Origin of the sequence: Micromonospora chersina, assembly GCF_900091475.1 — a bacterium.
GTDB lineage: Bacteria > Actinomycetota > Actinomycetes > Mycobacteriales > Micromonosporaceae > Micromonospora > Micromonospora chersina.
This window is the reverse complement of the sequence record NZ_FMIB01000002.1, coordinates 1,817,539-1,828,850: the sequence shown is the minus strand read 5'-3', so window position 1 is coordinate 1,828,850 and position 11,312 is coordinate 1,817,539. Positions and strand designations below refer to the sequence as shown.

Genomic DNA, 11,312 nt, shown 5'->3' with positions numbered 1-11,312 from the left:
CGGGCGCGGCGCGGCGCAGGGGGTGCGTCGAACCGACGCGGATTCGATGATGTCAATCAGCCGGTGATCAGGGGTGGACCAGTCGTGACCGTTCGTCAGTCGATCGTCTTCAACGGTGACCTCGGCAGCGGCAAGAGCACCGTTTCCGTCGAGATCGCCAAGCGGCTGGGGCTGCGCCGGGTCAGCGTCGGCGACCTCTACCGCCAGATGGCCCAGGAGCGGCAGATGACCGCCCTCCAGCTCAACCTGCACGCCGAGCTGGACCAGGCCGTCGACGGCTACGTCGACCAGCTCCAGCGGGACATCGCCGCCTCCGGCGAGAGCCTCGTGATGGACTCCCGGCTGGCCTGGCACTTCTTCACCGACGCGCTCAAGGTGCACATGATCACCGAGCCGACCGAGGCGGCCCGGCGGGTCCTGGCCCGCCCCTCCGGCCCGGCCGAGAGCTACACCTCGCTGGAGGAGGCGAAGGCCAAGCTCCGCGAGCGCAGCGAGAGCGAGCGCGGCCGGTTCATCGTGCGCTACGGCGTCGACAAGGCCCGGCTGCGCAACTACGACCTGGTCTGCGACACCACCCGGGCCACCCCGGAGCAGGTGATCCAGCACGTCATCGACGTCTACGAGGGCCGGCTCGGCGCGGACGTGCTGCGCGACGGCCAGCCGTTGCTGCTGCTCGACCCGGCCCGGGTCTACCCGACCGAGGACATCACCACCCTGCGCGGGCTGTGGGACTCGGAGTTCGTGGACGAGGTGGCCGGGTCCGGCGACGAGGCCCTGGAGCCGGTGAACATCGGCTACACCGGCGAGTACTTCTTCGTGGTCGACGGCCACCGCCGGCTCAGCGCCGCCCTCCAGAGCGGCTTCCCGCTGGTTCCCGCCCGGCTGGTCGCCGAGGTGGAGGAGCCGGTGGTCGGCGGGATGAGCGCCGTCGACTTCTTCGCCGCCCAGGCCCGGCCCGGCCTGATCCACGACTGGGAGGCCGCGCACGGCCTCCAGCTTCCGCTGCCCGAGCACGCCCTGCTCGGCGGGGGTGCGGTGCTGGCGGGGGAGCCGGGCGCCGGCGCCTGAGGCGCACCGGCCGGGTTTCCTGGGGATCGCCGGATCGGGCCGGCGGGAGCATGATGGAGGCTTCCGACGCCCGGGAGGCCGACCGTGGACCCTGCCGACGCCCTCGCCCTGCTGCTCTCCCCTCAGGGGCGGGTGAACCCCTACCCGACCTACGAGCGGCTGCGCGGCTACGGCCCGGTGGTCCAGGCCGGGCCGGCGTTCCATCTGGTCACCGGCTACGCCGAGGCCGACGCGATCCTGCGTGACGCCCGGTTCGGGGTGATGGACGACGACCTGCGCGACCAGTTCCTCCCCGGCTGGCGGGAGAGCCCCGCCGTCGCCTCGATCTCCCGCTCGATGCTGCGCACCAACCCGCCCGACCACAGCCGGATGCGCCGGCTGGCGGCCGGGGCCTTCACGCCGCGCCGGATCGCCGCCATGCGGGACGTGGTCGAGGCGCAGGCCGACGAGCTGGTCGACGGGATGGTGGCCCGTACGCGGGCGGGGGAGCCGGTCGACTTCATGGCCGAGTTCGCGTACCCCCTGCCCGTGGCGGTGATCTGCGCGCTGCTCGGCGTGCCGGCGGCGGACCGACCGCTGTTCCGGCGCTGGGCCACCGACCTCACCGGCGTGCTGGAGCCGGAGATCAGCCCCGACGAGCTGGCGCTGGCCGACCGGGGCGCCATGGAGCTGCGTGACTACTTCACCGACCTCGTCGCGGCCCGCCGGCGCGCCCCCGCCGACGACCTGACCACGGCTCTCGTCCAGGCGCACGACGGCGATGGGGACCGGCTCTCCGGCGACGAGCTGCTGGCGAACCTGGTCGTCCTGCTGGTGGCCGGCTTCGAGACCACCACCAACCTGCTCGGCAACGGCCTCGTGGTGCTGCTCGACCACCCGGCCGAGGCGGCGACCCTGCGCGAGCGCCCGGAGTTCGCCCCGGGCTACGTCGAGGAGCTGCTGCGCTACGACTCGCCGGTGCAGCTCACCTCGCGGATGAGCACCGCGCCGACCCGCTACGGCGGGGTGGACCTGCCCGCCGGGAGCTGGCTCATCGTGCTGCTCGGGGCGGCCAACCGGGACCCCGGCCGCTACCCGGAGCCCGGCCGGTTCGACCCGTGGCGCCCCGCGGTGCACCCGCTCTCCTTCGGCGCCGGCCCGCACTACTGCCTGGGCGCCGGCCTGGCCCGGCTGGAGGCGCAGGTGGCGTTCCCGCTGCTGCTGCGCCGGCTGCCCGGCCCCGCCCTGGCCGGGCCCGGCGAGCGCCGGGTCCGGCTCACCCTGCGCGGGTACGCCACCCTGCCGGTCACCGTCGGTGACGAAGCGTCGCCGGTCACCGATCGCGGTACGCCGGCCGGGGCGACCGGATCGACTCCGTAGACTGGTACGGCACCACCCGTCCCAGACAAGGAGCCACTCCGCGTGACCGTTCAGCCCATCCGTCTGTTCGGCGATCCGGTGCTGCGCACGCCGGCCGACCCGGTCGTCGACTTCGACGCCGAGCTGCGCAAGCTCATCGCCGACCTGACCGACACGATGCGCGAGCAGAGCGGCGCCGGCCTGGCCGCGCCGCAGCTCGGGGTGGGCCTGCGGGTGTTCACCTTCGACGTGGACGACGTGCTCGGCCACCTGGTGAACCCGGTGCTGGAGTTCCCCGACGAGGAGGAGCAGGACGGCCCCGAGGGCTGCCTGTCCATCCCGGGGCTCTACTTCGACACCAAGCGCCGGCAGAACGTCATCGCCAAGGGCTTCAACGGCTACGGCGACCCGCTGCAGATCGTCGGCACCGGCCTGATGGCCCGCTGCGTGCAGCACGAGACCGACCACCTCGACGGGGTGCTGTTCGTCGACCGGCTCGACCCGGCCGGCCGCAAGGAGGCCATGAAGGCGATCCGCCAGGCCGAGTGGTACGACGACGCCGCCCCGCCGACCGTCAAGCTCAGCCCGCACGCCGCCGGCAACCCGTTCGGCCTGGGGCGGTGACCCGGATGCGCCTGGTCTTCGCCGGCACGCCGGCCGTCGCCGTGCCCGCGCTGGACGCCATCGCCGCCTCCGGCCACGAGCTGCTGGCCGTGGTCACCCGCCCCGACGCCCCCGCCGGCCGGGGGCGGGGCCTGGTCCGCTCCCCGGTCGGCGCCTGGGCCGACGCGCACGGCGTCGAGGTGCTCACCCCGGCGCGGCCGCGCGAGCCCGAGTTCCTCGACCGGCTCCGCGAGCTGGCCCCGGACTGCGTGCCGGTGGTCGCCTACGGCGCGCTCGTGCCGCCGGCGGCGCTGGAGATCCCCCGGCTCGGCTGGATCAACCTGCACTTCTCGCTGCTGCCCGCCTGGCGCGGCGCGGCGCCCGTCCAGCACGCCGTGCTGCACGGCGACGAGCTGACCGGTGCCAGCGTCTTCCAGCTGGAGGAGGGCCTGGACACCGGCCCGGTCTACGGCACGGTCACCGACGAGGTCCGGCCCGCCGACACCTCCGGCGACCTGCTGGAGCGCCTCGCCCACTCCGGCGCCGGGCTGCTCGTGGCCGTGCTCGACGCGCTGGAGGCCGGCACCGCCCGGGCCGAGCCGCAGCCGGCCGACGGTGTGTCCCTCGCGCCGAAGCTCACCGTCGAGGACGCCCGGGTCCGCTGGGCCGACCCGGCCTTCGCCGTGGACCGCCGGATCCGCGCCTGCACCCCGGCCCCCGGCCCGTGGACCACGTTCCGCGGCGAGCGGGTCAAACTCGGCCCGGTCACCCCGGTGGCCAACGGCCCCGAGCTGAAGCCCGGCGAGCTGCTGGTGGAGAAGGCCCGCGTGCTGGTTGGCACGGGCACCGTGCCGGTGCAGCTCGGCGAGGTGCGCGCGGCCGGCAAGAGGGCCATGTCGGCCGGCGACTGGGCGCGTGGCGCCCGCGTCGCCGCCGGTGAGGTGCTCGCATGACCGGGCCGGCCGAGCCCGGGCGTTTCTCCGACGCTCCGCGTGGCGGCCGCTCCGGCGACGCCGGGCGCGGCGGCGACCGGGACCGGGGCCGCCCGGAGCGCGGTGAGCGCCCCGGTCGCCGGGGTGACGGGCCGCCGCGCGAGGGGCGTTTCGGCGCCGACCGGCGCGGCGGCGTCCGGCGTCCGGCCCGTCCGGCCGTGGACCTGCCCCGGCACGTCGCGTACCAGGCGATCGCGGCGGTGCACCGGGACGACGCGTACGCCAACCTGGTGCTGCCGGCGATGCTCCGCGACGAGGGGCTGACCGGCCGGGACGCCGCCTTCGCCACCGAGCTGACCTACGGCACGCTGCGCCACACCGGCACGCTGGACGCGATCATCACCGACGCGGCCGGCCGGGACGTGCAGCGGATCGACCCGCCGGTGCGGGACGCGCTGCGGCTCGGGACCTACCAGCTCCTGCACACCCGGGTGCCGGCCCACGCCGCCGTGTCGTCCACCGTGGACCTGGTCCGCACGGTCGGTCCCGGGGCCACCGGCTTCGCCAACGCGGTGCTCCGCGAGGTGGCCGGCCGCGACGCGGACGGCTGGGTGGCGAAGCTCGCCCCGTCCGAGGAGACCGACCCGATCGGCCACCTGGCGCTGGCGTACAGCCATCCGCAGTGGATCGTGCGGGCGTTCGCCGAGGCGCTCGGCGGGGACCTGCGCGAGACCGCCCGCCTGCTCATCGAGGACAACGAGCGCCCGCCGGTGCACCTGTGCGCCCGGCCCGGCCTGGCCGATCCGGTGGCGCTGGCCGACGAGGTCCGCGGGGCGCCGGGCGCCTTCTCGCCGTACGCGGTCTACCTCTCCGGCGGCGCGCCCGGCGAGCTGGCGGCGGTGACCGAGGGGCGCGCGCACGTCCAGGACGAGGGCTCCCAGCTGGTGGCGAACGCCCTCGCCGTGGCGCCGCTGGACGGGCCGGACGGCCGCTGGCTCGACCTGTGCGCCGGCCCCGGCGGCAAGGCCGGCCTGCTCGGCGCCCTGGCCGCGGAGCGCGGCGCCCGGCTCACCGCTGTCGAGGTGGCCGAGCACCGGGCCCGGCTGGTCGCGCAGGCCACGCGGGGCCTGCCGGTCACCGTGCTGAACACCGACGGGCGCACGGTCGGGGCCGATCCGAAGCTGCCGGAGGGGCACTTCGACCGGGTGCTTGTCGACGCCCCGTGCACCGGGCTGGGCTCGCTGCGCCGCCGGCCGGAGTCGCGCTGGCGCCGCCAGCCCTCGGACCTGCCGCCGCTGACCCGGTTGCAGCGGGAGCTGCTCACCGCGGCGCTGCGCGCGGTCCGGCCGGGTGGCCTGGTCGCGTACGTGACCTGCTCGCCGCACACGGTGGAGACGCACGTGACGGTGACCGAGGCGTCCCGCCGGTGCGGCTTCCCGGTCGACTTCGTCGACGCCCGGCCGCTGCTGCCCGCCGGCATGCCGGGGCTGGGGGACGGCCCGACGGTCCAGCTGTGGCCGCAGCGGCACGGCACGGACGCGATGTTCCTGGCGGTGCTGCGCAGGGGTTGAGCGCGGACCCGGTCGGCGGGTCGAATGTCCACAGGTGAACGCATAAGCGGGACCGGCGACGCCGGTCCCGCTTTGTGTCATGTGACATCCCCGTTGACTCCTCCATCGATACATGTAACTGTTCCGATCACCGGTCCGCCGACACCGGGGCTCCCACCGGGGTCCACGGGTCGCGCCACCCCGCCAGCACGTCCCCGCCGACCCCCACGAGGAGTCTCCATGAGACGCAGAACGCCGACCGCGGGCCTCGCGCTCGCCCTCTTCGCCGCCGTGACGGCGACCCTCACCACCACGGCTGCCTCCGCCGCCCCCGCGCCGGTGAGCGCCGCCCCCGCACTCGCCGCCGCCGCGCCGGACATCTCGGTGACAAACGTCCAGGCCCACCTCACCCAGCTCAACACCATCGCCACCAACAACGGCGGCACCCGGCGGGCCGGCTCGGCCGGCTACACCGCCTCGGTCAGCTACGTGAAGGCCAAGCTCCAGGCGGCCGGCTACACGGTCACCGAGCAGTACTGCTCCGCGTGCACCTACCCGTCGAACAACCTGATCGCCGAGTGGCCGCAGGGCCCGGCCGACCAGGTGGTCATGTTCGGCGCGCACCTGGACAGCGTCTCCGCCGGCCCGGGCATCAACGACAACGGCTCCGGCTCGGCCACCCTGCTGGAGAACGCGCTGGTCCTCGCCCAGCAGAACCCCAGCATGACCAAGCGGGTCCGGTTCGCCTGGTGGACCGACGAGGAGCAGGGCCTCAACGGCTCGGAGTTCTACGTCAACTCCCTCAGCGCCACCCAGCGCGGCTACATCAAGGGCTACTACAACTTCGACATGGTCGGCTCGACAAACGGCGGCTACTTCATCAACCGGCTCACCTCCACCACGGCGGCGCCGCTGAAGGCGTACTGGGACTCGCTCAACCTCCAACCGGAGGAGAACGTCGAGGGCCAGGGCCGCTCCGACGACTACTCCTTCCAGCAGGCCGGCATCCCCACCTCCGGCTACGCGGCGGGCGCCAGCGCCCGCAAGACCACCGCCCAGGCCGCCAAGTGGGGCGGCACCGCGAACGTGGCGTACGACTCCTGCTACCACCGCTCCTGCGACACGACGAGCAACGTCAGCGCGACGGTGCTCAACCGCAGCGCCGACGGCGTGGCGTACGCGATCTGGCAGCTCGCGGTCGGCGGCGGCACCCCGACCAACGACTTCTCCGTGGCGGTGAGCCCGACCTCGGGCAGCGTCGCCCCGGGGGGCTCGACCACCGCCACCGTCAACACCGCCACCACGAGCGGCAGCGCCCAGACCGTGAGCCTGTCGGCCACCGGCGCCCCGAGCGGGGTGACGGTGAGCTTCAGCCCGTCCTCGGTCACCTCGGGCGGCTCGGCCACCATGACGGTCAGCGCCTCCGCGACGGCCACCACCGGGACCTTCACCATCACGGTCACCGGCGCCGGCTCGGTCACCCGCAGCGCCGCCTACACCCTCACGGTGACCGGCACCGGCGGCTGCACGGGCGGCCAGCTCATCGGCAACAGCAGCTTCGAGTCGGGCAGCGCGCCGTGGACGGCGTCGTCGGGTGTCATCACGAACTCGTCGAGCCAGGCGGCGCGGACGGGCTCGTACAAGGCGTGGCTGGACGGGTACGGCAGCACCCACACCGACACGCTGTCGCAGTCGGTGACCATCCCGGCCGGGTGCGCCAGCTACACCCTGTCGTTCTGGCTGCACATCGACTCGGCGGAGACGACCACGAGCGTCGCGTACGACAAGCTGACCGTGCAGGTCGGCTCGACCACCCTGGCGACGTACTCGAACCTCAACAAGGCGAGCGGCTACGCGCAGCGCAGTTTCAACCTGGCGGCGTACGCGGGGCAGACGGTGACGCTGAAGTGGACCGGGGTGGAGGACGCCTCGCTCCAGACCAGCTTCGTGATCGACGACGTCACACTCCAGGTCGGCTGAGCGACCCGGCGGGGTGGGCTCGCGGGCCCACCCCGTTCCCGCTCAGGTGACCGGCAGGGCCTTGCTGCCGCCGCCCTTGAGCGAGCGGGTCAGGTTCCGGTCGGAGACCCAGAGGAAGCACTGCACGCCCCGGTCGCCGTCGTTCCACTCCTCCTCGAAGGGGTGGTAGATGATCGTGCCGGCCCGGTAGACCATGTCGCCGTTGTTCGGCACCTTGACGTACTTGGCGATCAGACCGCGGCAGCCCTTGTGCGCCCGCAGCGAGGTGCGCTGGAACTCGGCGTAGCTGATGTCGGGGAACCGGTAGACCCCGACGAACTCGGCGTGGTGCTTGGCGGTGCAGGCGACGGGCTTCATCTCCTCCACGTCGTCCTTCTTGAGCTTCGGGTTGAAGCAGCCCAGCGCCAGCGGCGAGCCGGCCTTCAGGGCGTTGCGCAGGCTGCCGCTGCGCGCCGTGACGCTGCCGTCGTCCAGGCCGGCCACCTCGGAGAGGTCGCAGCGGAACCAGCGGGCCCCGCCGGTCCAGGCCAGGGCCGACGGGAAGACCACCGACAGGCGCAGCCGCCCCGCCCGCCAGTCCGCGCCGACCGCCTTGTTGACCTGCCTGGTGCACTCGGCGTGCGCGGTCCGGGCGCCGTTGGAGCCGGCCCGCGGGGGAGCGCCGCGTTCCGCGTCCGGGCCGGTCAGGGTGCCCACGTGCAGCGTCTCGGCGCGGTGCGTGGTCGCGCAGTCGACCGGGTTGTAGCCGCTGAGGTAGCCCACGTCCTGGATGGTGCGGTGGCAGGCCCCGGACTCGGGCACGAAGGCAGTCGGGGCGCCGAAGGCGGGCCAGTCGTCGGCCAGGTCGCGGTCGACCCCCGCCGGGGCGCCGCAGCCGCCCAGCGCCACCGCCGCCGTCACGCCCACGGCGACCGCCGCCCACCATCGCCGCATCGCGACCGACCTCCCCGTCGTCCGTGGTCGGGCCACCGGCGCCACGCGCCGGGTACGCCTCGGCGGTGCAGCATACGGCACCGGGGCTCAGATGACGGGTAGTCCCTGTGGGCCGGCCCCGCGCATCGACCGGGTCAGCTTGCGGTCGTCGCTCCACAGGAAACAGCGCACCCCCCGGTCGCCCTCCTCCCACTCCCGTTGCGACGGTGGGTAGAAGATCGATCCGGCCCGGTACGGCAGGTCGGCGTTGTTCGGCACCGCGGCGAACGCGGCGATGAGCGCCATGCAGCGGCGGTGCACCTCCGGTGCCGCGCGGGTGAAGTCCGGCCAGGTCCGGTCCCGCTCCTCGTAGACGCCGACGAACTCGGCCCGGTGCGGCTCGGTGCAGAGCACCGGGGCCATGTAGTTCAGGTTCTCGCCGATCAGCTTCGGGTCGAAGCAGCGGTGCACAAGCGTGTTGTCGCCCACCATGGCGCCGCGCAGGCTGCCCAGCCGGTTGACCGGCCGGGTGTTGTCGATGCTGTCGGTCTCGGCCAGGTCGCAGCGGAACCACCGCGCCCCGGCCACCCAGGCGGTCACCGGGGGCAGCGCGATGTTGAGGGTGAGCCGGGCGGAGTGCCAGTCCCCGCCGATCACCTCCCGGGCCCGCTGGTCGCACTCGGCACGGGCGGAGCGCAGCGCGGGCGACCCCGGCTCCGGCCGGGCGCCCCGCGCCGTCGGCCCGGTGAAGGTGCCGACGTGCACGGCCTCGGCCAGGTGGCTGCCCGCGCAGTCCACCGTCTCGTAGGTGGCGGCCTGCACCACCGCGGTGATGCGGGGCAGGCAGGCGTCCGTGGCGGGGACGAACAGGCGCGGCGCCGGCAGCGCGGCCCAGTCGTCGGTGAGGTCCCCGTCGGCCCGGTGCGGCGGGACGCAGCCGGTCAGGACCACCGTCGCCGTGCCGGCCAGCGCCAGCGTCAGGAGCCACCGTCGCATCGTCCGCCCTTCCCGGGAGATGACAGCCGGTCGTCACGGCCCGTGCGGCGTTCCCCGCGACCGGGCGAGCAGCATACGTGACCGTCCCTGTAGGAGTTTCGCGCCGTTTCGGTCGATCGGCCAGACGCGGATGGCTTTTCGTGCCGATTCCGGACACCGGACGGGCCGATTCTGCACCCGGGGTCACGGCCGGGTCACAGCGGGTCCCCGGCGGTGCCGCCGTGTGAGTGGCGGGTGACCCCGTTCGTACACTGGCCCGGTGACCGTACCGCCGCTGATCGTCGCGCCCAGCATCCTGGCCGCCGACTTCGCCCGCCTCGCCGACGAGGTCCGCGCCGTCGAGCACGCCGCCGACTGGTTGCACGTGGACGTCATGGACAACCACTTCGTGCCCAACCTGACCATCGGCCTGCCGGTGGTGCAGAGCCTGCGCGCGGCGACCGAACTGCCCTTCGACGTGCACCTCATGATCGAGGACCCGCGCCGCTGGGCGCCCGGGTACGCCGACGCCGGCGCGTACAACGTCACGTTCCACGCCGAGGCGTGCGACGACCCGGTGGCGCTGGCCAAGGACCTGCGCTCCGCCGGGGCGAAGGCCGGGCTGGCGATCGACCGGGACACCCCGATCGAGCCGTACCTGGACCTGCTGCCCAGCTTCGACACGCTGCTGATCATGACGATCAAGGCGGGCTTCGGCGGCCAGCGGTTCATTCCGCACCTGCTCGACAAGGTGCGCGCCGCCCGGCGGCACGTCGCGAGCGGCCACCTGGAACTGCGCATCGAGGTGGACGGCGGCATCGCCGCGGACACCATCGAGCAGGCCGCCGCGGCGGGCGCCGACGCGTTCGTGGCCGGCACCGCGGTCTACGGGGCCGACGACCCGGCCGAGGCGGTCCGCCGGCTGCGCGGCCTGGCGGAACGCGCGACGACCGGGGCCTGACGTGGACCCGGCCAGCGACCGACCCGACGTCATCCTGGTCGTCGACGACGACGAGGACATCGCCCGCTTCGTCGAGTTCAACCTCCGGCTGCACGGGTTCGAGGTGCTGCACGCCGGCGACGGCCAGGAGGCCCTGGAGGTCATCGAGCGGCACCGGCCGGATCTCGCCGTGGTCGACCTCATGATGCCGCGGATCGACGGCCTGGAGCTGACCCGGCGGCTGCGCGCCGATCCGATGACCTCGGCCCTGCCGGTGATCATGCTGACCGCCAAGGGGATGACCTCCGACAAGGTCAACGGCCTCAGCGCCGGCGCCGACGACTACCTGGTCAAGCCCTTCGACACCGCCGAACTTGTCGCCCGGGTCAGCTCCACGCTGCGCCGCAACAAGGAGTTCCGGGAGGTCTCCCCGCTGACCGGCCTGCCCGGCAACAGCCGGATCCGGCGGGAGATCAGCGACCGGGTACGTAGCGGCGTCGACTACGCCGTCGGCTACATCGACATCGACAGGTTCAAGAGCGTCAACGACCGGTACGGCTTCGTCCGCGGCGACGAGTTCATCTCCGCGCTGGCCCGCAGCCTGCACCGGGCGGTGGTCTCGATCGGGCTGCCCCCGGCCTTCCTCGGCCACGTCGGCGGCGACGACTTCGTCATCGTCTGCACGCCGTCCCAGGTCCGGCCGCTCACCAGCCGGGCCGTGGTCGACTTCGAGACGGCCGCCGACGCCCTCTACGACCCGACCGACCGGGAACGCGGCTTCGTCGAGCTGAAGGACCGGCGGGGCAACATCCGCCGGGCCGCCCTCGTCACCCTCTCCATCGGCGTCTCCCTCTCCGACTCCGGCAAGCGCTTCACCGACCCCCTCGAGGCGATCGCCGTCGCCTCCGAGATGAAGACGGTCGCCAAGAGCCAACCCGGCTCATACGTCGCGGTCGACCGGCGCCGGGGCGTGACGTGACGAACCGGTCCGCGCTGTGAGGTAGCTCGCCTCTG

General features: G+C 73.9%; 10 protein-coding genes. 8 read left to right on the top strand and 2 right to left on the bottom strand.

Translation table 11 applies throughout. The features are described 5' to 3' along the window. Nucleotides 1–84: 84 nt before the first annotated feature. The 6 genes from GA0070603_RS08425 to GA0070603_RS08400 all read left to right on the top strand — a co-directional run bounded on the left by GA0070603_RS08425 (nt 85) and on the right by GA0070603_RS08400 (nt 7,471). The gene (locus GA0070603_RS08425; protein ID WP_091309723.1) at nt 85–1,068 is read left to right on the top strand and encodes an AAA family ATPase; all 984 of its coding nucleotides are present in this window, start codon (nt 85–87) and stop codon (nt 1,066–1,068) included. Nucleotides 1,069–1,152: 84 nt separating this feature from the next. Further along, nucleotides 1,153–2,427 carry a cytochrome P450 gene (locus GA0070603_RS08420; protein WP_091309720.1) on the top strand — a complete coding sequence of 425 codons (1,275 nt, stop codon included), beginning with the start codon at nt 1,153–1,155 and terminating at the stop codon, nt 2,425–2,427. A 42-nt stretch (nt 2,428–2,469) separates the two neighbouring features. Further along, entirely contained in the window at nt 2,470–3,030 is a 561-nt protein-coding gene (def, locus tag GA0070603_RS08415) for a peptide deformylase (RefSeq protein WP_091309716.1), read from the top strand. Nucleotides 3,031–3,035: 5 nt separating this feature from the next. Beyond that, nucleotides 3,036–3,962: a methionyl-tRNA formyltransferase gene (fmt, locus tag GA0070603_RS08410; protein WP_091309712.1), complete on the top strand. Its 927-nt coding sequence runs from the start codon at nt 3,036–3,038 to the stop codon at nt 3,960–3,962. Next, a complete protein-coding gene (locus GA0070603_RS08405) occupies nt 3,959–5,512 on the top strand; it encodes an RsmB/NOP family class I SAM-dependent RNA methyltransferase (RefSeq protein ID WP_208862840.1) in 1,554 nt (517 codons plus the stop codon). Before fmt ends, GA0070603_RS08405 begins: the two co-directional genes overlap by 4 nt. Before the next feature lie 219 nt (nt 5,513–5,731). Beyond that, on the top strand, nt 5,732–7,471 hold the full coding sequence (locus GA0070603_RS08400) for a M28 family peptidase (RefSeq protein ID WP_091309708.1): 1,740 nt from the start codon (nt 5,732–5,734) through the stop codon (nt 7,469–7,471). Between the two features lie 42 nt (nt 7,472–7,513). Here the strand turns inward: GA0070603_RS08400 and GA0070603_RS08395 are convergent, their stop codons facing one another. Together GA0070603_RS08395 and GA0070603_RS08390 are read right to left on the bottom strand one after the other, a co-directional pair. After that, the gene (locus GA0070603_RS08395; RefSeq protein ID WP_091309704.1) at nt 7,514–8,404 is read right to left on the bottom strand and encodes a septum formation family protein; all 891 of its coding nucleotides are present in this window, start codon (nt 8,402–8,404) and stop codon (nt 7,514–7,516) included. Nucleotides 8,405–8,491: 87 nt separating this feature from the next. Next, complete coding sequence (locus tag GA0070603_RS08390) at nt 8,492–9,379, bottom strand: septum formation family protein (protein WP_091309700.1); 888 nt, start codon at nt 9,377–9,379, stop codon at nt 8,492–8,494. Between the two features lie 259 nt (nt 9,380–9,638). On the opposite strand from GA0070603_RS08390, the gene rpe reads away from it, so the two are divergent. Next, nucleotides 9,639–10,319, top strand: coding sequence for a ribulose-phosphate 3-epimerase (gene rpe / locus GA0070603_RS08385; RefSeq protein WP_091309697.1), 681 nt, complete (start codon nt 9,639–9,641; stop codon nt 10,317–10,319). Nucleotide 10,320: 1 nt separating this feature from the next. Next, nucleotides 10,321–11,277, top strand: a complete 957-nt coding sequence (locus GA0070603_RS08380; RefSeq protein ID WP_091309692.1) for a response regulator — start codon at nt 10,321–10,323, stop codon at nt 11,275–11,277. Nucleotides 11,278–11,312 lie beyond the last annotated feature (35 nt).